We start from the raw sequence: 20478 nt of genomic DNA on the forward strand, positions 1-20478 counted from the left end.
TCAAAAGCGATGCAGGAGATGGCGGTGCTGCGTAACGCACAACCTCCCTGCTCCCACTCATTCGCCTTTCCCCACCGATGTTTATGATTTCACTCACACCCTGACATTCTTTCACTTTTTTTTAACGCAGAAGTGGCTAGAGTAAACTCATCCGACCACTTAACTGTGAGTGACTATCATGTCCGTCAATCCTGATTATCCTGCGCTGTTTACGCCGCTGGATCTTGGCTTTACTCAACTGAAAAACCGCTTTCTGATGGGATCGATGCACACCGGTCTGGAAGAGCATCCGGATGGCGCAGCCCGGCTGGCGGCGTTCTATGGCGAGCGGGCGCGTGAAGGCGTCGCGCTGATCGTCACCGGCGGCATTGCGCCCAATGCGCAGGGTGTCACCACCGCGCATGGCGCGATGCTTACCGATGAGGCGCAGTGCAGCTGGCATCGTCAGATCACGGCGGCGGTGCATCAGCATCAGGGCAAAATCGCCCTGCAGATCCTGCATACCGGCCGTTACAGCTATCAGCCCGATCTGGTTGCGCCTTCGGCACGTCAGGCCCCGATTAACCCGTTCACGCCACAGGCGATGAGTGAGGCGGCGATTGAACAGACCATTGAGGACTTTGCCCGCTGTGCCCGTCTGGCGCAGCAGGCGGGCTACGATGGCGTGGAGATTATGGGTTCCGAAGGCTACCTGATTAATCAGTTTCTGGTGAAGCACACCAATCAGCGCACCGATCGCTGGGGCGGCGACTTCCGCCAGCGGATGCAGTTCGCGCTGGCAATTACCCGCGCGGTGCGTGCCGCAACCGGCGACGCCTTTATCATCATCTTCCGGCTGTCGATGCTCGACCTGATCGAAGAGGGCAGCACGCTGGAGGAGACGCTGCTGCTGGCGGGCGAGCTGGAGCAGTGTGGCGTCACGCTGTTCAATACCGGCATTGGCTGGCACGAGGCGCGCATCCCGACCATCGCTACCTGCGTGCCGCGCGCGGCCTTTGCCTGGGTAACGCAGCGCCTGCGAGCCCACGTGTCTGTGCCGGTGATCGCCACCAACCGCATTAACCACCCCGCCGTTGCCGAAGAGCTATTGCAGTCGGGCTGCACCGATATGGTCTCGATGGCGCGCCCTTTCCTTGCCGATCCTGCTTTTGTCAGCAAAGCACAGCGCGGCCAACCCGACAGCATCAACACCTGCATTGCCTGTAACCAGGCCTGCCTCGACCAGGTGTTTGCCGGGAAGATCACCTCCTGTCTGGTCAATCCGCGCGCCTGCCATGAGTCGCTGATGCCGGTCATTGCCACCATCGCACCGCGCAGGCTGGCGGTGGTAGGTGCCGGTCCCGCCGGAATGGCGTTTGCGCTGCAGGCGGCGCAGCGCGGCCATCAGGTGACGCTGTATGAAGCCGCGCCCGACATTGGCGGCCAGTTCAATATTGCCCGGCAGATCCCCGGCAAATCAGAGTTCAGCGAAACCCTGCGCTACTTCCGCAATCAGCTGGCGGCTGCGGGCGTGACGGTTAAAACCGGCTGTCGGGTCACGGCGGATCAGCTGTGTGACGCCGATGAAGTGGTGCTGGCAACCGGCATCCAGCCGCGCACGCCCGATATTCCGGGCATCGATCACCCCAGCGTGCTCAGCTATCTTGAGGTGCTGCGCGATAAGCGCCCGGTGGGTAAACGGGTGGCGATTATCGGCGCCGGCGGGATTGGCTTTGATGTGGCGGAGTATCTGTCACAGCCTTCCCATGACGAGGATCGGGCGGCATTTTACGCCGAATGGGGCATCGACCACAGCCTGACGCAGCGCGGTGGCATCGTGAAACCTGAGCCGCCTGCCGCGTTACGGCAAATCTGGCTGCTGCAGCGCAGGACGGGGAAACCCGGTGCCGGACTGGCAAAAACTACCGGCTGGATCCATCGCGCCAGTCTGCAGGCGCGCGGCGTGGAGATGTGGGGCAGCATGGAGTATCTGGCGATTGATGACAGCGGCCTGCATCTGCGGCGCAACGGCGAAACGCTGCTGCTGGCGGTGGATAACGTGATTATCTGTGCCGGACAGGAGCCGCAGCGCGAACTGGAAGCCGCGCTGCGTGCAAAAGGACAGGTGGTGACGGTGATAGGCGGTGCAGATGTGGCGCAGGAGCTGGATGCGCGCCGCGCGATCGCGCAGGCGACGCAGCTGGCGTTAACGGTCTGACTAGCGCATTTTCACCGCGCGCAGCACCACAAACTTCTGGTTAGAGGCGATCAGCGTGCAGTTGCCGAACAGCTTCTTCAGCTTGTGGTGATAATCGAGGTGGCGGTTGCCGACAATGCGCAACTCGCCGCCATACTGAAGGCAGCGTTTCGCATCGCGGAACATCTGCCATGCCAGATGATCGGTGACGGCGTGCTGTTGATGGAACGGCGGGTTGCACAGCACCGCATGCAGCCGATCCGACGGATAGCCGCTCAGCACGTTGTTCACCAGGAACTGGCAGCGCGACAGATCGTCAGGGCGGTTTACTTCCACGTTAAGCTTGCTGGAGGCGACCGCCATATAAGACTCATCAAGGAAATGCACTTCGGCCTGCGGATTCTGCTCCAGCGCCACCAGTCCTACCACGCCGTTGCCACAGCCCAGATCGACAATCTCACCCTCAATGTTTTCCGGCAGATGCTGCACAAACAGCCGTGCGCCGATATCCAGCGACGAGCGTGAGAAGACGTTGGCGTAGTTGTGAATCTGGTAAGGGGTGCCATCCAGCGACCAGACCAGCGCCAGCGTCGCCTCACGCAGTGCAGGCTTGCTAAACTGGCTGAAAATCAGACGCGCTTTTTTCCACGCCAGTGAGGTTTTGGTTTCACCGATGATCTGTTCGAACAGCTGCAGAGTCGAGTTATGGATCTCTTTGGCGCGCGCCGCCGCCAGAATCACCGTATCGGGTGTGACGACTTCGCGAATGGCACGCAGCTGATGCTCCAGCAGCGCCAGCGTTTTCGGTATCTTAATCAGCACCGCCGCCGGAGCCGCCGGCAGTTCAGCCAGGCTATCAACAAAATGTACGTCGCTGTCATCCAGCCCATTAAAGGAAAGGTTCTGACGGGCGGCCTGCTGGCTGAGCCAGGAGTCGCTGACGTGCCAGACGGTGCGTGGACTCAGGGCGCAGGTTAATGCCCCGAAACTGTCGTTGAAGACCAGCACCGGTCCTCCCGGCAGCGCCTGCTGTAACAGATATTCATCAGCCGCATCCCAGGCTTGTAATGGACTTTCGTCACGCATCTGCGGGAAGCGATGCAGGATCAGTGTGCGATCGTTCAGTTCAAGTTGGCTCATGAATTCTCCGGCGTGGTACACTTTGGTTGATTTTCGCCCCAAAAACGGGGGCGCAGTATACTGTCTTTCGCCTGGAATCCCTAATGTCCTCACTGATCTACCTTCAGGGCTATCCTGCCCCTCTGCTTGAGCAGGTTCAGACGCTGATTACCCATCAGCGCTTAGGTGCGTTTCTGCAGGAACGTTATCCCGACACCCACGACGTGATGAGTGATAAAGCGCTGTATGACTACACCCAGGCGCTGAAAAACCGCTATATGCGCAACGCACCACCGATCAGCAAAGTGATGTGGGATAACAAGATTAAGGTGATGAAACACGCACTTGGCCTGCACACGGCCATCTCACGGATTCAGGGCGGTAAACTCAAGGCGAAAGCGGAGATCCGCATCTCGACCATTTTCCGCCTCGCGCCAGAGCCGTTTCTGCGGATGATCGTGGTGCATGAGCTGGCGCACCTGAAAGAGAAAGATCACGATAAGGCGTTCTATCAGCTCTGCTGCCATATGGAGCCGGATTACCACCAGCTCGAATTTGATGCGCGACTCTGGATGACTGACCAGGCGATGCGCGGCAACGCAGCTTAAAGAAACTCCTGCGCTTTCTGAATCAGGCTGGTTTTGGTCAGCGCCCCCAGAAAGCGTCGCTCCCGGGGATTATTCAGCACCGGCAGTCGCTCCAGCGTGACCGCCGCAAACGCCTCCCAGCCCTCGCGCATACTCTGATTCTCAAACACCACCGGGAAATCCTGATCCATCACGCACTGCACCGGTGAATCGAGGGTGATCTCCTGCGCCAGCACCCGGCGCGAAATCTCATGAATCGACACCACGCCGAGGAAAGCGCCGGCGGCATTAATGACATAGACGTAGCGTTCACGCTTCAGCGAGCTGACCGCCAGCGCCTGCCCCACTGACTCTTCCGGCTGCAGCGCCGCACCGGGAATGATTAACTCGGCAATGCGCATGTTATCGAAATCATATTTCGCCTCTGAACGGCTGAAATGATGACTCACTACTGGATAGGTACTGGCCGATTGCAGGCGATAGACCACCATTGAAGCCAGCACGGTGGCGATCATCAGCGGGAACAGCAGGCTGCTGTTAAGCGTCATCTCCAGCACCATCAGCATCGCCATCAACGGCGCCTGACTGACTGCCGCCAGCACCGCCGCCATGCCAATCGCGGCATAAAGCAGCACATTACCCAGCGGCAGATGCAGCGCTGCCCCCACCGTGGCGATGATGACGCCAAGCAGCGCGCCAATCAGCAGCGAAGGTGTGAAGAGTCCGCCAACGGCGTTCGACCCTACCGACAGGCTGGTGGCGAGGGTTTTCAGCACCAGCAACAGCAGCAGCCCCGGCAGCAGATAGTTGCCCGCCATCACTTTGACGATGACTTCATAGCCGTTGCCGAGGATATCGGTGGAGATCAGCGCCAGTAAGCCTACCGCAAAGCCGCCCACGCCCAGACGCACGGGCAGCGAGGCAACCCGGCTGAACATCATTTTGCTACGGGCGATGCACTTAATCAGCATCCAGCCCGCCAGTCCGGCGCTCAGACCAATCACTACCGTCATCAGCAGGCTGCTGAGATCCATGGCGAAGCTCGCCTCCGCCAGCGGATAGAGCGCGCTGCGAAAGCCCAGCGTCCACATGGTCATCACCGCCGTTGCCGAGGCGATGATCAGGGGGATCAGCCGCTGCAACGCGGAAATGCCGAAGGCGATCTCCGCGACGAAAATCGCGGAGGCCAGCGGCGCATGGTAGACCGACGCGAGGCCTGCCGCGGCCGCCATCGCCACCACGTCACTGTTTTTCAGGTTAAGCGAGGACGGTAACAGGCGGCCAATCGCGCTGCCGCACAGTGCCGAGAGCTGCACCATCGGCCCCTCTTTACCGATCGACGCACCGCTGCCGATACTGGCAATCGACGACAAGGCGCGGAACAGCGAGGTTTTGGTCGGCACCGCGTCGAGCCGGGCGTTGATCACTTCAAGGTAATCCGTTTTCACCGTCTGCTGCTGCTCGATGGCTACCGCATAACGCAGGAAATAGCCCGCCAGCACCCCGCCTGCGCCCACCAGCAGCGGCCAGAAGATCCACGGCCAGAGATGCAGTGATTCGGTAATGTCGCCGCTGCGGGCAAACAGCAGATGGTTGATCAGCTCAATGACGCCGCGAAAAGCCAGCGTCACCAGCGACGCCGCACACCCGACCGGAATGGCAATCAGCAATGTGGTCCAGTTTAATGCGTGCTTACTTGCTTTCACCTGTGCTCCCTGGTTGATGCCTGTTTATTATCGCTTCCGCATAGTATTGGAATGCGGATCGCAGGATCAATCCCTGCCTGCCCGGCGCGCTTGCACCGCGTCGGTGAGATGTTACTCTGCCGCTTTACCGCTGCCGGAGAGATGACGTGATTCGTTTTGCCATTGTGGGAACAAACTGGATTACACGCCAGTTTATTGATGCCGCTCATGAAACCGGAGCGATGAAGCTCTGCGCGGTCTATTCACGCAGTCAGCAACAGGCTGACGGCTTTATTGCCGATTATCCCTGCAAACAGACCTTCACTTCACTGGACGCCCTGGCCGCCAGCCCGGAGATTGATGCGGTCTATCTTGCCAGTCCCAATGCCCTGCACTGCGAGCAGGCGCTGCTGTTTATGTCGCACGGCAAGCATGTCATTTGCGAAAAACCACTGGCCTCGAATCTGGCGGAAGCAGAGAAGATGATCGCCTGCGCCCGTGAGCATCAGGTGGTGCTATTTGAGGCGTTTAAAACCGCCAGCCTGCCGAATTTCCTGCGGCTGCAGCAGGCGCTGCCTGACGTGGGCAAACTGCGAAAAGCGCTGCTGAATTACTGTCAGTACTCCTCACGTTATCCGCGCTATCTTAACGGCGAGAACCCGAATACCTTTGATCCGCGCTGGTCGAACGGTTCGGTGATGGATATCGGTTATTACTGCCTGGCCTCGGCGGTGGCGCTGTGGGGCGAGCCGGGTCGTGTGCAGGCCACCGCGACCTTGCTGGCGAGCGGCGTGGATGCGCATGGCGTCGTCGTGCTGAGCTACGGCGACTTCGACGTGACGATCCTGCATTCAAAAGTGAGTGACTCCAGCCTGCCCAGCGAGATTCAGGGTGAGGCGGGCGCGCTGGTGATTGAAAAGCTATCGGAGTGCCAGCAGCTGACCTTTATCCCTCGCGGTGCGGAAAAGCAGGCGCTGAGCCAGCCGCAGCATATCAACACCATGCTGTATGAAGCAGCCGCGTTTGCCCGGCTGGTTGAGCATCGTCAGGTGGACCATCCGGGACTTGAGGTTTCGCGGATTACCGCCGCACTGCTGACTGAAATCCGCCGTCAGACCGGCGTGATCTTCCCGGCCGATCGGGCGGCTGTGTAAATATTTCTAAATATGTCTGCGAGGTGTTGCTTCCTGTGCGGCGAGACCGTAACTTACCCTCCTGCAAAGGGGAGTAACTTGTAAGCTGATTGATCGTCATTACGTTGCGCAAGCATCCGGTCATCAGGCAACCCGGAATCCATTTCTGTGTTGTAAGTGAGACCTTGCCGGAAGGCGAGGTTTGCTTACACAAAAATAAGCGGCTGACGTCTTCTGACTTCAGCCGTTTTTTTATTTTTAAGACAGGATACGAATATGCAAACTGTGGGTACGCCTCTACTGTGGGGCAGCTTTGCGGTTGTGGTGCTGATCATGCTGGCTATCGACCTGCTGTTGCAGGGACGCCGCGGCGCGCAGACCATGTCTTTCAAACAGGCGGCTGTCTGGTCGCTGATCTGGGTTTCTGTCTCACTGCTGTTCAGCGCCGCCTTCTGGTGGTATCTGGAGGGTAGCGCAGGACGTGAAGTGGCTAATACGCAGACGCTCGCCTTTCTGACCGGTTACGTGCTGGAAAAAGCGCTGGCGGTCGATAATGTCTTCGTCTGGCTGATGCTGTTCAGCTACTTCTCTATTCCGGCTAATCTGCAGCGCCGCGTGCTGATCTACGGCGTATTGGGCGCTATAGTACTGCGTACCATCATGATCTTCGCGGGTAGCTGGCTGGTCACGCAGTTCAGCTGGATCCTCTATGTCTTCGGTGCCTTCCTGCTGTTTACCGGCGTGAAAATGGCGCTGGCGAAAGAGGATGACGGTGCGGTCGGCGACAAGCCTGTGGTGCGCTGGCTGCGTAAGCATTTACGCATGACCGACGATCTCGACGGCGAGAAGTTCTTCACCCGCAAAAACGGCGTGCTGTTTGCGACGCCGCTGCTGCTGGTGCTGATTATGGTGGAACTCAGTGACGTGATCTTTGCCGTCGACAGTATCCCGGCGATCTTCGCCGTGACCACCGACCCGTTCATCGTGCTGACCTCAAACCTGTTCGCTATCCTGGGCCTGCGTGCCATGTACTTCCTGCTGGCGAACGTGGCGGAACGTTTCTCGATGCTGAAGTATGGCCTGGCGATTGTGCTGGTGTTCATCGGCTTCAAGATGCTGATTGTCGACCTCTACCATATCCCGGTCGGGATCTCACTGGGTGTAGTCGGTGCCATTCTGGCGTCTACCCTGCTGATCAACGCCTGGGTTAACCGCAAAAGAGACCAGAAAAAGCTCACACCATAATTACCTGCGGGGGCAGCGGATGCCCCTGTTTTATTTTGTGGCAGCCTGTCACGCCATTTCATCTCTCTGTCACACTTCCACTATCCAGCATAATAAAAACCTGACCTGTGCCACAGCGACAGAACTTTCTCTTTTCTCAGCCTGTCATTTCCTTATACTCCGCCGGGCAAACCGTTTTAGCCGATGTAAAACATCGCGTCTGAAACTACATCCGCGACAAAATATAGAAAATATTATGCAGAAAACTCTCTCCGCACGTCTGGGCACACTGCTCGCCGGAAGCCTGGTGAAGCAAATCATGATTGGGCTGATCGCCGGTGTGGCGCTCGCCTGGATTTCACACGATGCCGCGCTGGCGGTCGGTCTGCTGGGTGAACTGTTTGTCAGTGCGCTGAAAGCGGTCGCGCCATTGCTGGTTCTGGTACTGGTCATCGCTTCGATTGCCAACCACCAGCAGGGCCAGAAAACCAATATCCGGCCAATCATCATGCTCTATCTGCTGAGCACCTTTTTCGCGGCGGTCGTCGCGGTGGTCTTCAGCCATCTGATCCCGCAAACGCTGACGCTGGCGGTGGGCAGCACGGAAATCGTTCCCCCTTCCGGCATTACCGAAGTGTTGCGTGGACTGTTGATGAGCATGGTGTCGAATCCGATCACGGCTCTGATGCAGGCGAACTACATCGGCATTCTGGTATGGGCGATTGGCCTGGGGCTGGCGTTCCGTCACAGCAGTGACAGCACCCGTGCCTTTCTCAACGATGCCTCTGAGGCGGTGACCTGGCTGGTGCGCTGCGTCATCCGCTGCGCCCCGGTTGGTATTTTCGGTCTGGTGGCGTCGATTCTGGCCTCAACCGGCTTTGGCGCGCTGTGGCAATATGCCCATCTGCTGGCGCTGCTGCTGGGCTGCATGGTGTTGATGGCGCTGGTGGTAAACCCGCTGCTGGTGTTCTGGAAAATCCGTCGTAACCCCTATCCGCTGGTCTTCACCTGCCTGCGTGAAAGCGGCGTGACCGCCTTCTTTACTCGCAGTTCTGCCGCCAACATTCCGGTGAATATGGCGCTGGCGAAACGTCTGGATCTGGATGAGGATACCTATTCGGTGTCGATTCCGCTGGGCGCGACCATCAGTATGGCGGGTGCATCGATCACCATTACCGTGCTGACGCTAGCGGCGGTGCATACGCTGGGGATCAGCATTGATGTGCCGACGGCGATTCTGCTGAGTCTGGTGGCGTCACTCTGTGCCTGTGGTGCATCGGGCGTGGCGGGCGGTTCGCTGCTGCTGATCCCGGTTGCCTGCAATATGTTCGGCATTCCGAATGATCTGGCGATGCAGGTGGTGGCCGTGGGCTTTATTATCGGCGTCCTGCAGGATTCAGCGGAAACCGCGCTGAACTCCTCAACGGATATTCTGTTTACCGCCGCTGTCTGTCAGGCAGAAGCGGAGCGCGAAACCAGCCGGGCCTGATTCTGGAAGACAAAAAGACGATTAGTCGGTATATGGCCCTGGACGGCTCACAGTAAGCCTTTGCGCCTTGCCTGAACCAAGTACCGACTGAATTCGTTAACTGATTACATTTTTGAATTCAGATTTGGGTCTTACGCCTGTTTCACCCTGATAAACCGATAACAAGAAGGTCGCTTCAATGCCTGAATCACCAGGCAATGGGTAGCCGGGCGCGACCTGACGTTTTTGGCATACTGCCCGTCCTTTAAAGCGGGCAGGATTTCAAATGGCGGACACGTTAGGGTGTGATAAACACGATAGGGTTTAACGTGTGTCTTAAAACCAGCCCTTTCAGTCAGGTTTTCAGATACCATCAAACAGAAAATCGAGGGCAGATTTTATCACCACCGCCTGACCGCTGATGTTCTCCACGTCTTCGCGTAGCGCCTTTTCCGGTACACTCGCCATTTCGTGGGTCATCATCACGTATTTTTGCCCCTCTATGACCAGAATTGGCGTTAGCCGTTCAGCACGTGGCCCTTTGTAGTTCTCATGCGGGAACAGAGGAATAGCCATCCGGGTTTTCCGCCGGCCAATGATGTCGCTCTGAACGTCCAAAACTAATGGGTATATCTCCGCCTTCCCGGTGTTCCTGTAAACGTCAAACTGCATCAGAACGTCCTGTGTTCGTCAGAGAAAAGGCCATGCTCGTCACTGAGCTGGTTCAGATAGTCGATAGCGTCCGCGTTTTCATGTTTCCAGCGTTCTGCTGCGAGAGATTTCAGCTCTGCGCGCACCGCTTTAGCAAGTGTCTGAGAGAAGTTAATCCCTGCTTCACGCGCTTCCAGGGCCAGTTTCGTGTCGATAGTGACGTTGATGTTTTTCGTTGGTTTTGTGGCTACTTCGCCCATATAAACCTCCAGCGTGCGTATTGATGTGGGTAGACTACGCACATCAATAGCTCGCAAACAAGGAAAATTAAGTCCAGGCGATCGAAAAGATGTTTCTTTGTGTCTGACATTCTCTTCGCCTTAAAGCGCAGGGAATACGGGCAGAGCAGGATAAGCGGTCCGCCCCCCGGATAAAAACGCCATGAGCATTTTTTGAACAACGCAAAACGTAGGTCCTGCAACCGGCCAGATTTTATCAACGATTTGAAACGACCCGCACTCTGGCGGGTCGTTTTTGTTTAGAGCGTCACACCGCTTTTGAAAATCGCCAGCTCGCGGAAATCGTTTTTCTCATTGTTGGTCTGCTGACCGCTGGCAATTGCCACAATGCTGTCGACAAAATCTTCCAGCATCGCATCCATGCTCATCCCCTCGATCAAACGTCCGGCATTAAAGTCGATCCAGTGCGGTTTTTTCTCCGCCAGCGGCGTGTTGGTCGCCAGCTTCACCGTCGGCACAAAACCCCCATACGGTGTGCCGCGTCCGGTACTGAACAGCACCATGTGGCAACCGGCTCCGGCCAGCGCACTGGTGGCAACCGCATCATTACCCGGTGCGCTCAACAGATTCAGCCCCGGCGTTTTTAACCGCTCGCCATACTTCAGCACATCGACCACCTGGCTCTGCCCTGCTTTCTGGGTACAGCCCAGCGACTTCTCTTCCAGCGTGGTGATGCCGCCCGCTTTGTTGCCCGGTGACGGGTTCTCGTAGATCGGCTGCTGGTGATCGATAAAGTACTGTTTAAAGTCGTTGATCATCGCCACCGTTTTGCCGAAGGTCTCTTCGTCGCGGCAGCGGCTCATCAGAATCCGCTCTGCGCCAAACATCTCCGGCACTTCGGTCAGCACGGTCGTGCCGCCATTAGCGATCATCTGATCTGAGAAACGCCCCAGCAGCGGGTTGGCAGTGATACCTGAAAAACCGTCTGAGCCGCCGCACTCCAGACCAAACTTCAGCTCGCTGAGCTTGCCTGGCTCGCGCCGGTCGTGGCGCATTTTTTCATACAACGCATGCAGACGCTCCAGCCCGGCTTCCACCTCGTCATCGTGCTGCTGGCAGACCATAAATTCGACCCGGTCACTTTCGAACGCGCCAAGCGTATCGCGGAAGGCATCGACCTGATTGTTCTCACAACCCAGACCAATCACCAGCACCGCGCCCGCGTTGGGATGGCGCACCATATTCTGCAGCATGGTGCGGGTGTTTTCGTGGTCCTGCCCCAGCTGCGAGCAGCCGAAGGTGTGGCTGAACAGGAATGCACCGTCAATGCCTTCTGCCTCCTGGGTCTCTTTCAGGAAACGCTGCAGGATCTGACGTGCAATCCCGTTGACGCAGCCAACGGTCGGCAGGATCCACAGCTCATTGCGGATGCCGACTTCGCCGTTAGCGCGACGGTAGATCTGCACCTCACGGTCACCCGGCTGCGGTGGCAGCGTCACAAAATCGGGCTGATACGCATAATGATCCAGATCGCTGAGATTAGTGCGGGCGTTCTGCGAATGGATGACCTCACCGGCGGCCACAGGTTGTGTGGCATGGGCAATTGGCAGCCCATATTTGATTACCAGCTCATCCTGCGCGATAGGCTTCAGGGCAAATTTATGCCCGCGTCCCACGGCCTGTTGCAGCGCCACGCTCAGTGGCGGCAGCGCTATCGTGGCGCCCGCATCCAGGTCACGTAACGCCACGGCGACGTTGTCGCGGGGATCAATTTTGATTGCATCTTGCATAGCGTTATCTCAGTTGGCTCAGCGCCTCACGCATTCCGTGAGCGATGATATTTTGCAGGTGTCGGGTAACAACCGCAGCCAGTCCGGGCTGACGGGTTAAATCTTCGCCCCAGTGTTGCGCGTCGCTGAGCACAGCGTGCACCAGCTGTTGCGGCGACATCTGGTCCGCATCAACCGCTTTCCAGCCGTCGGCGTAGCGCTGTAGCCACTGCGGCTCATCCTGTAACGGCCAGCTTTTTCCGGCTGACTCACCGCGGTAGAAAGCAATCAGCGCCGCCAGCGCAAAGGTGATGTGTGCCGGCCATTCACCGGTTTGCTGATGTGCGGCAAGCAGTGGCGTCAGGAGACGGGTGCGGAATTTGGTCATGCCGTTGAGGGCAATCGACAGCAGCGCGTGACGAATGAACGGATTGCGGAAGCGCCGCTGAACCGCATCGGCAAAGGCGTGCAGTTCGTTTGTCGGCAGATCCAGCGTCGGGATCACTTCGTAACGCAGCAGGTTGTCCACAAATCCGGCAATGGCCGGATCGGCCATCGCCTCACCCACGCTCTCAATCCCGGCCAGAAACGCCACCGGCACCATCGCGGTATGCGCGCCATTAAGGATGGCCACTTTCTGCGCTTTATAGGGCGCAATGTCATCCACATGCCGGACCTGCGGCGACAGCGCCGCCAGCTTCAGCTCACTGAACAGCGCCGACGGCCCCTGAATAACAAACTGATAGTAGACTTCACCCGCCACCAGATAGCGATCTTCATAACCCAGCTCACGTTGCAGCTGCTCGCTTTCCGCCGGGAAGCCGGTAACGATGCGGTCAACCAGGGTGTTGTAGAAAGCACAGTGCTGATGAATCCAGGTTTTAAATTCGGATGGAAGATGCCAGTGATCGGCGTAGCGCAGAACCAGATCGCGCAACGCGTCGCCGTTATGGTCAATCAGCTCGCACGGCACCACCAGCCAGCCCCGATCGCTGGCCCCATTGAAGTGTGAATAGCGCGCCCACAGCAGTTGCGTCAGTTTGCCCGGGAAGCTACTGGCAGGCTGATCGGTGAGCTGGTCCGTGCCGACAAAAGTGATGCCCGCCTCAGTGGTGTTGGAAAAGACCATACGCAGGTCAGGATTCCGGGCCAGCGCCATAAATTCGCCGAACTGCTGCCAGGGCTGGATTTCACGGTTGAGGCTGCGGATCAGCCGGGTTTCGCTGACCTGCTCGCCCTGATCGTTCAGTCCGCGGATCAGCGTGGTGTAGAGGCCATCCTGCTGGTTCAGGCTGTCGCTGACTTCACGGTTGCGTGGCCGCACCACCACGATCCCGGCATCGGTGCCCTGATGTTCATTCAGCCAGTCAATCTGCCAGTCGATAAAGGCGCGCAGGAAATTGCCTTCGCCAAACTGGATCACCCGGTCGCGATAGACTGCACCGGGAAAGTCGTGGCGGTTTAGCCTTTTCATTATCAGGCTCCCAGCTCGATACCGAAGTAATCGCGGGCGTTGTTAAAGCAGATGTTCTGTACCATCTGACCTAACAGCGCTTCATCGGCGGGGGCTTCACCCTGCTCTACCCAGCGGCCAATCATCTGGCACAGCAACCGGCGGAAATATTCGTGGCGGGTGTAGGAGAGGAAGCTGCGGCTGTCGGTCAGCATCCCGACGAAGCGGCTCAGCAGGCCAATCTGCGCCAGCTGCGTCATCTGACGCTGCATACCGTCCAGCTGATCGTTGAACCACCAGGCTGAACCGAACTGCATTTTGCCCGCCTGACCTTCTCCCTGGAAATTGCCCGCCATGGTGGCCAACACTTCGTTGTCGCGCGGATTCAGGCAATAGAGGATAGTTTTCGGCAGTGCATTGTTGAGATTCTGCGCGCCCAGCAGGCGTGCCAGCGGTTCCGCCAGCGGCTGGTCGTTGATGGAGTCAAAGCCCACATCCGGCCCCAGCAGCTGATACTGGCGCGGGTTGGTATTGCGCAGTGCGCCAATGTGGTACTGCTGTACCCAGCCACGGCGGGCATATTCGCTGCCCAGCCAGACCAGTACCGCCGTTTTAAACTGGGCCGTTTCCTGCGGGTTCGGCGCGGCACCGCTACGACGACGCGCCAGGATTGCATCCAGCGTGGCGTCATCCGCCTCGGCATAACAGACCACATCCAGCGCGTGATCGGAAACTTTACAGCCGTGAGCCGCAAAGTGATCCAGCCGCTGATATAGTGCGCGGCGCAGATCGTCAAAACGCTGAACGCTGATGTCGGTCAGCTGCTCCAGCGTCGCGATCCACGGCAGGAAGGTTTCGGCTTCGATATTAAAGGCTTTATCCGGACGCCAGCTCGGCAGCACCTTGACGCTGAAGCTGGCATCGTCTGCCAGTGCACGGTGATGGCGCAGGTCATCCAGCGGATCGTCGGTGGTGCCGACCATCTTCACCTTCATCTGCTGCATGATGCCGCGCGTGGTAAAGCTATCCTGAGCCAGCAGTTCATTGCAGCGATGCCAGATGCTGTCGGCGGTTTTCTCAGAAAGCAGCGTATCGGTAATGCCGAAAGGCCGGCGCAATTCCAGGTGGGTCCAGTGATAAAGCGGGTTGCCGATGGTGTGCGGCACGGTGCGTGCCCAGGCATCAAATTTTTCACGATCGCTGGCGTTACCGGTACAGAACGCTTCAGCCACACCGTTGGCGCGCATTGCCCGCCATTTGTAGTGATCGCCCTTCAGCCAGATGTCATAAAGGTTAGCAAAACGATAGTTTTCGGCAATCTGCTGCGGCGGTAAGTGGCAATGATAGTCGAAAATCGGCTGATCCTTCGCGTAGTCGTGATAGAGACGACGGGCGAATTCGCTATCCAGTAAAAAATCCTCGGTCATGAAACGTGACATACAAGCTTCCTCATCGACTGAACCACTGATGGCCCAAAGTTATCATACCAATTTTAGTCCGTTACGAATTTATTTGCGATCCTGCTCACATAAACGGCGGTCCCTGACTGCCGTTATGGACATTTCTGTCGCCCGTAGCGCGCTAAATGGCTGTCATTACGCAGGTTTCCAGTATCCCACAGTGCAGAAAGGGTTTTTGTGATGGCTCTCAACTTTTAAAGTTGTATAACAAGTTAGGCTCTCGCTCCATCATGAGGTCGTTAGAGACTCAGATAACGGCAAGGTCATAACAGGGTTGCTCACACAGAACCTGCGGGCGTGAGCAGAGCTGCATCACGTGCTGTCCCGCTCCAGATAACAACAGCGGCAAGACCGCATACAGAACTGGAAGAGGTAGAGGATGCGTAAGATCAAAGGGTTACGCTGGTACATGATTGGACTGGTGACGATCGGCACAGTGTTGGGGTATCTGACCCGTAACACCATTGCCGTGGCGGCTCCGACATTAATGTCAGAGCTGCATATCACCACGCAGCAGTACTCCTACATCATTGCGGCCTATTCAGCCTGCTACACGCTGATGCAACCGGTGGCAGGTTATGTGCTGGATCTTCTCGGCACCAAAGTCGGCTATGCCATGTTTGCCGTGTTGTGGGCAATATTCTGTGCCGCAACCGCGATGGCAGGCAGCTGGGGCGGCCTGGCTCTGGCACGTGGCGCCGTCGGTGCAGCTGAAGCAGCGATGATTCCGGCTGGACTGAAGGCAAGCAGTGAGTGGTTCCCGGCCAAAGAGCGTTCCGTCGCAGTGGGTTATTTTAATGTCGGTTCGTCTATCGGGGCGATGCTGGCTCCGCCGCTGGTGGTCTGGGCGATCGTGGCGCACAGCTGGCAGATGGCCTTTATCATGACCGGCGTACTGAGCATGGCCTGGGCGCTCTGCTGGCTGGTGTTTTACAAGCACCCGAAACAGCAGACGAAGCTGAGCGATGAAGAGCGCGACTATATTCTCTCCGGTCAGGAAGCGCAGCATCAGACCGGCAACACCCGCAAAATGTCGGCCCTGCAGATTATCCGTAACCGCCAGTTCTGGGGCATTGCGCTGCCGCGTTTTCTGGCAGAACCGGCGTGGGGTACGTTCAACGCCTGGATTCCGCTGTTCATGTTCAAGGTGTACGGCTTCAACCTGAAAGAGATTGCGATGTTCGCCTGGATGCCGATGCTGTTTGCGGATTTCGGCTGCATTCTGGGTGGCTATCTGCCGCCGCTGTTTCAGCGCTGGTTCGGCGTTAACCTGATCGTCTCCCGTAAGCTGGTGGTGACAATGGGTGCGGTGTTGATGATAGCGCCGGGCACCATCGGGCTGTTCACCAGTCCTTACGTCGCCATTGGTCTGCTGTGCGTCGGCGGGTTTGCGCATCAGGCCCTCTCTGGCGCGCTGATCACCCTGTCGTCAGACGTTTTTGGCCGCAACGAAGTTGCGACAGCTAATGGCTTAACCGGCATGGCCGCCTGGACCGCCAGCACCCTATTTGCGCTGGTTGTCGGCGCCCTGGCCGATACGCTGGGCTTCAGCCCGCTGTTTGCCGCACTTGCGGTATTTGATCTGCTGGGTGCCGTTGTTATCTGGACGGTCCTGAAAAATAAACCGATTTCAGAGCTGAATACTGAAGCGGTTATTCCGCAGGCCAGCGTTGTTCGCAGTTAATCTGCCGGGCTGGCTTATGTCAGCCCATTTCCTCGCACGCCCTGAAGTGGTATAACAACTTATCTGTCTGCTACCAGGATTGTGCTATGGACATCACTGAATCCCGTCGACTCTATCAACAGCTGGCCAGCGAGCTGAAAAGCCGCATTGAAACCGGAATCTATCCGGTGGGTGACAAACTGCCTGCTGAGCGCCTGATTGCCGAAGAGATGGAAGTGAGCCGTACCGTCGTCCGCGAAGCGATTATCATGCTGGAAGTGGAAGGCTATGTTGAGGTCCGTAAAGGTTCAGGCATTCACGTCATTGCCAGCCAGCAGCAGAATCGTATCGCCGCCACCAGCAGCCAGCTCGAGTTTGCCACCTTTGGTCCGTTTGAATTACTTCAGGCGCGCCAGCTGATTGAGAGTAACGTGGCGGAATTCGCTGCCACCCAGGTAACGCGTCAGGACATTATCGATCTGATGGCGATACAGGAAAAAGCCCGCCAGGAGGATCACTTCCGCGACTCCGAGTGGGACATGCAGTTTCATGTGCGTATTGCGCAATCCACCCAGAACAGTGCCTTAGCCGCCATCGTTGAAAAAATGTGGCTGCATCGTCTGCACAATCCCTACTGGCTTAAACTTCACGAACATATCGACCAGCGCAGCATTCTCAGCTGGTGCGACGACCACGATCAGATTCTTAAAGCGCTGATGCGTAAAGATCCCGCCGCCAGCAAACTGGCGATGTGGCAACATCTGGAAAATACTAAACAGATGCTGTTTAACGCGACGGCGGATGATTTTGAATTTAACGTGGATCGTTACATGTTTGGTGAAAATCCGGTCATCCTGCCTGATGGGTCCAATAACGCCCGCTAAACGTGCCTGAAAACACCCTGAGATGGTCAGTTAATCTGCAATAGTGTCAGGTCATGTAAAGCTCCTTTTTACACGCCGTTTCACAAGGTAAAACTCCTGTTCGCCAGAGAGTTTTCCTGTCTCAGACAGGCGATTTTTGTTACAGTTATCGCCCTTTTATTACCCTTTGCGACAGGGTTTTATAAAGTCGCTGATTTAACAATCAATTCTGGAAGGATCCGGAAAACCCCGCCCAGGCTGCGCTCCTAAAATTTATAACGAAATGCCGGTCTGCGTTTAAGTCCCTGTGGGACATGTTTAACAATGATGTTCAGGAATGATTGATGGATATTTTGCAAGCGTTGCTGCATGCCCTGTGGCAACAGGACTACGAAACCCTCTCCGACCCCACGCTGGTATGGGCCATTTACGGCGTGCTGTTCATGATTTTGTTTTTAGAAAATGGCCTGCTTCCTGCCGCATTTCTGCCGGGTGACAGTCTGCTGATTCTGGTCGGCGTTCTGATTGCCAAAGGCACCATGAGTTTCCCATTAACGATTCTGGTTTTAACCACCGGAGCCAGCCTCGGCTGCTGGGTGAGCTACATTCAGGGCCGCTGGCTGGGCAATACACCTACGGTACAGAAATGGCTTTCTCATCTACCCGCCCAGTATCATCTGCGCGCGCACAGTATGTTCCACCGTCACGGCTTATCTGCCCTGTTGATTGGCCGCTTTATCGCCTTTGTGCGAACGCTGCTGCCAACCATCGCCGGGTTATCAGGCCTCAGCAATGCCCGCTTTCAGTTCTTTAACTGGGTGAGTGCTTTTCTCTGGGTGGTCATTCTGACCGTTATCGGCTTTGCACTGGGTAAAACCCCCATTTTCCGTCGTTATGAAGATGAGATGATGTTCTTCCTGATGATGCTGCCGCTGGCGCTGCTGGTCTTTGGCCTGGTGGGGTCGCTGGTCGTGTTATGGCGTAAGCGTCAGGCGAATCAGAACGGGAAAGCCGAGTAATGAAACTGCTGCAGGCTATTCCTAAACGGTGGATACCGTGGTTGATTGCTGGCGCGCTTGCGCTGACCGCGCTTTGTGTGGTTCCTCCTCTGATGCAGCACGAGACGGTGGTGCAGATTCGGGTTTCTCATGCTGGCGCAACGCTGCCTGATGGCTTTTATCTCTATCAGCAATTAAGCGCGCAGGGGATCCGTATCAAAAGCATCACGCCTGCGGGTGACGCACTGATCATTCATTTTGACAGTGAAGAGCAGAGCCTGGCCGCACAGAAGGTATTACGCCGCCTTCTGCCGCAGGGCTTTATCGTCGCTCAGCACGATCACGCTCAGCACCTCTCTCTGGCGTAATCTGACCCTCTCTTTGCTTTCAGACCGCCGCGAAAGGGTGCGGCGGTCTGAAAGGCTCTCTATCTCCCGGTCTTCTTTGAACTTTTTACTATCGATGTCTATGCTTAACCGAGAGTCGATTTTCAGCACCTGCAGGCATAATGCCTGACGCGTGATGACGAATCAGGTCGCAATGGAAGGTTCAGGACCGATGAAATATCAAGTATTGCTGGGCGTCGCGCTGCTTTCGCTGTCGGGTTCGCTGCTGGCAGCAGAATCGCTTTGTGAACAGAAAGAACAGGATATTCAGCGTGAAATCGGGATGGCGCAGAAGCATAACAACCAGCGCCGGGTTAACGGCCTGGAGCGTGCGCTGACCGAAGTCCGGGCTGATTGCAGCGATAAAAAGCTGGAAGCCGCCCATCTGGAAAGAATTAATGCTCAGAAGCAGAAAGTGGCTGAGCGTGAGCACGCACTCAGGGAAGAGCGTGAAGAGGGCCATGACAGGGAGAAGATTGCCAAACGACAACAAAAACTGGATGAAGCGCGCCGGGAGCTGAAAAAGTTACAGGCGGAGCCCTATTAATCGGAATTAACCAACTGATGTTAAAGGAGTATTTTATGTCTAAAGACACATCATCGGAACATTTGCGTGCTGAACTGAAAAACCTTGCCGACACCCTGGAAGAAGTGCTGAGCAGCAGCACCGAAAAATCCAAAGGCGAGCTGGATAAACTTCGCAGTAAAGCGCGTGATGCGCTGGACAGCTCACGTGAGCGTCTGGGCGAATCAGGCGAGCGCATCGCAGCGACTACGCGCGAAGCGGCGCAGAAAGCCGAAGGCTACGTGCGTGAGAATCCATGGCATGGTGTGGGTATCGGTGCAGCGATTGGCGTCGCACTCGGCATGCTCATTTCGCGTCGCTAACCATGGCCGACTCACAGCAGAACCACGGCCCGGCTAAAGGGGTCATTAACATCGGCCAGCGTATCGTTACCACGCTGGTTGGCATGGTTGAGACACGCGTTCGTCTGGCAGTGGTGGAACTGGAGCATGAGAAAGCGAATCTGATACAGATGCTGTTGATGATTGGCCTGACAATGCTGTTCACTGCATTTGGTCTGATGAGCCTGATGGTTCTGATCATCTGGGCAGTCGATGCACAATATCGTCTGATGGCGATTGGCATCACGACCGGTACGCTGTTTTTGCTGGCGGTTATTTTCGGGCTCTGGACGCTTCACAAATCACGTCAGTCCACGCTGTTGCGCCATACGCGCAAAGAGCTGGAAACAGACCGTAATTTGCTTGAGGACCAGCGCTGATGAGCCGCCGCGAGCGTGAAGAACGCATCCATGAACTGCTTAAGCATGTGCAGCAGCAGCGGCTGGATTTAAGCGCTGCGCGGCGTGACTGGCTGGAAGGCACCGCCCACTACGATCGCGGCTGGTTTACTTTCCTCAGCTTACGTCGCTATCTGGCCATTGGCAGCAGCGCGCTCGCCGTTTACTCCATTCGCAGTCCGAGCAAGCTGTTACGCTGGGCGAAGCGGGGATTCGGTGCCTGGAGCACCTGGCGCATGATCAAGTCTGCTATGCCCCCGCGTTAATCCCGCTTAAAGCCGGTCCTGAAAAGGCCGGCTT

20 protein-coding genes are annotated in these 20478 nt (G+C 56.9%); 13 read left to right on the forward strand and 7 right to left on the reverse strand.

Going from position 1 to position 20478, the window contains the following annotated elements; translation table 11 throughout:
• The first annotated feature begins 178 nt into the window (after positions 1–178).
• On the forward strand, positions 179–2197 hold the full coding sequence (locus AC6I8E_RS15860) for an NADPH-dependent 2,4-dienoyl-CoA reductase (protein ID WP_095706635.1): 2019 nt from the start codon (positions 179–181) through the stop codon (positions 2195–2197).
• Here the strand turns inward: AC6I8E_RS15860 and rlmG are convergent, their stop codons facing one another.
• Positions 2198–3316 (reverse strand): 23S rRNA (guanine(1835)-N(2))-methyltransferase RlmG, encoded by a 1119-nt coding sequence (gene rlmG / locus AC6I8E_RS15865; protein WP_497824219.1) that lies wholly within the window; start codon positions 3314–3316, stop codon positions 2198–2200. It abuts the gene before it with no gap.
• Between the two features lie 83 nt (positions 3317–3399).
• Here rlmG and AC6I8E_RS15870 point away from each other — a divergent pair, with 83 nt between their 5' ends.
• Positions 3400–3903, forward strand: coding sequence for a M48 metallopeptidase family protein (locus AC6I8E_RS15870; RefSeq protein ID WP_497824220.1), 504 nt, complete (start codon positions 3400–3402; stop codon positions 3901–3903).
• Here the strand turns inward: AC6I8E_RS15870 and AC6I8E_RS15875 are convergent.
• Positions 3900–5588, reverse strand: a complete 1689-nt coding sequence (locus tag AC6I8E_RS15875) for a chloride channel protein (RefSeq protein ID WP_013359121.1) — start codon at positions 5586–5588, stop codon at positions 3900–3902. The genes AC6I8E_RS15870 and AC6I8E_RS15875 overlap by 4 nt on opposite strands.
• A 146-nt stretch (positions 5589–5734) precedes the next feature.
• Here AC6I8E_RS15875 and AC6I8E_RS15880 point away from each other — a divergent pair, with 146 nt between their 5' ends.
• From AC6I8E_RS15880 to sstT, 3 genes are all read left to right on the forward strand, one after another.
• Positions 5735–6721: a Gfo/Idh/MocA family protein gene (locus AC6I8E_RS15880; protein ID WP_095706633.1), complete on the forward strand. Its 987-nt coding sequence runs from the start codon at positions 5735–5737 to the stop codon at positions 6719–6721.
• A 255-nt stretch (positions 6722–6976) separates the two neighbouring features.
• The gene (locus AC6I8E_RS15885; RefSeq protein ID WP_161735347.1) at positions 6977–7945 is read left to right on the forward strand and encodes a TerC family protein; all 969 of its coding nucleotides are present in this window, start codon (positions 6977–6979) and stop codon (positions 7943–7945) included.
• A gap of 235 nt (positions 7946–8180) precedes the next feature.
• Positions 8181–9413: a serine/threonine transporter SstT gene (gene sstT, locus AC6I8E_RS15890; RefSeq protein WP_033784084.1), complete on the forward strand. Its 1233-nt coding sequence runs from the start codon at positions 8181–8183 to the stop codon at positions 9411–9413.
• 342 nt (positions 9414–9755) lie between these two features.
• Here sstT and AC6I8E_RS15895 read toward each other — a convergent pair whose 3' ends face one another.
• From AC6I8E_RS15895 to uxaC, 5 genes are all read right to left on the reverse strand, one after another.
• The gene (locus tag AC6I8E_RS15895) at positions 9756–10064 is read right to left on the reverse strand and encodes a CcdB family protein (protein WP_041457112.1); all 309 of its coding nucleotides are present in this window, start codon (positions 10062–10064) and stop codon (positions 9756–9758) included.
• Positions 10064–10303, reverse strand: coding sequence for a type II toxin-antitoxin system CcdA family antitoxin (locus AC6I8E_RS15900; protein ID WP_013359125.1), 240 nt, complete (start codon positions 10301–10303; stop codon positions 10064–10066). Before AC6I8E_RS15900 ends, AC6I8E_RS15895 begins: the two co-directional genes overlap by 1 nt.
• 278 nt (positions 10304–10581) lie before the next feature.
• On the reverse strand, positions 10582–12072 hold the full coding sequence (locus AC6I8E_RS15905; protein ID WP_095706632.1) for a UxaA family hydrolase: 1491 nt from the start codon (positions 12070–12072) through the stop codon (positions 10582–10584).
• Positions 12073–12076: 4 nt separating this feature from the next.
• Positions 12077–13525, reverse strand: a complete 1449-nt coding sequence (locus tag AC6I8E_RS15910; RefSeq protein ID WP_095706631.1) for a tagaturonate reductase — start codon at positions 13523–13525, stop codon at positions 12077–12079.
• Positions 13526–13527: 2 nt separating this feature from the next.
• Entirely contained in the window at positions 13528–14943 is a 1416-nt protein-coding gene (uxaC, locus tag AC6I8E_RS15915; protein ID WP_095706630.1) for a glucuronate isomerase, read from the reverse strand.
• A 400-nt stretch (positions 14944–15343) separates the two neighbouring features.
• On the opposite strand from uxaC, the gene AC6I8E_RS15920 reads away from it, so the two are divergent.
• The 8 genes from AC6I8E_RS15920 to AC6I8E_RS15955 all read left to right on the forward strand — a co-directional run bounded on the left by AC6I8E_RS15920 (position 15344) and on the right by AC6I8E_RS15955 (position 20444).
• Positions 15344–16648: an MFS transporter gene (locus AC6I8E_RS15920; RefSeq protein ID WP_418162695.1), complete on the forward strand. Its 1305-nt coding sequence runs from the start codon at positions 15344–15346 to the stop codon at positions 16646–16648.
• An 86-nt stretch (positions 16649–16734) separates the two neighbouring features.
• A complete protein-coding gene (gene exuR, locus AC6I8E_RS15925) occupies positions 16735–17511 on the forward strand; it encodes a transcriptional regulator ExuR (protein ID WP_013359130.1) in 777 nt (258 codons plus the stop codon).
• A gap of 323 nt (positions 17512–17834) precedes the next feature.
• Positions 17835–18509 carry a DedA family protein gene (locus AC6I8E_RS15930; protein ID WP_003850219.1) on the forward strand — a complete coding sequence of 225 codons (675 nt, stop codon included), beginning with the start codon at positions 17835–17837 and terminating at the stop codon, positions 18507–18509.
• The gene (gene mzrA / locus AC6I8E_RS15935) at positions 18509–18856 is read left to right on the forward strand and encodes an EnvZ/OmpR regulon moderator MzrA (RefSeq protein ID WP_013359131.1); all 348 of its coding nucleotides are present in this window, start codon (positions 18509–18511) and stop codon (positions 18854–18856) included. Before AC6I8E_RS15930 ends, mzrA begins: the two co-directional genes overlap by 1 nt.
• A gap of 190 nt (positions 18857–19046) precedes the next feature.
• Positions 19047–19421 (forward strand): DUF1090 domain-containing protein, encoded by a 375-nt coding sequence (locus tag AC6I8E_RS15940; RefSeq protein ID WP_033784674.1) that lies wholly within the window; start codon positions 19047–19049, stop codon positions 19419–19421.
• A gap of 35 nt (positions 19422–19456) precedes the next feature.
• Positions 19457–19762, forward strand: a complete 306-nt coding sequence (locus AC6I8E_RS15945; protein ID WP_033733985.1) for an ElaB/YgaM/YqjD family protein — start codon at positions 19457–19459, stop codon at positions 19760–19762.
• 2 nt (positions 19763–19764) lie between these two features.
• Positions 19765–20160: a phage holin family protein gene (locus tag AC6I8E_RS15950; protein ID WP_033733987.1), complete on the forward strand. Its 396-nt coding sequence runs from the start codon at positions 19765–19767 to the stop codon at positions 20158–20160.
• The gene (locus tag AC6I8E_RS15955) at positions 20160–20444 is read left to right on the forward strand and encodes a YqjK-like family protein (protein WP_013359134.1); all 285 of its coding nucleotides are present in this window, start codon (positions 20160–20162) and stop codon (positions 20442–20444) included. Before AC6I8E_RS15950 ends, AC6I8E_RS15955 begins: the two co-directional genes overlap by 1 nt.
• Positions 20445–20478 lie beyond the last annotated feature (34 nt).

It is taken from the genome of Pantoea sp. X-Soil-YNGN-785 (assembly GCF_059730585.1).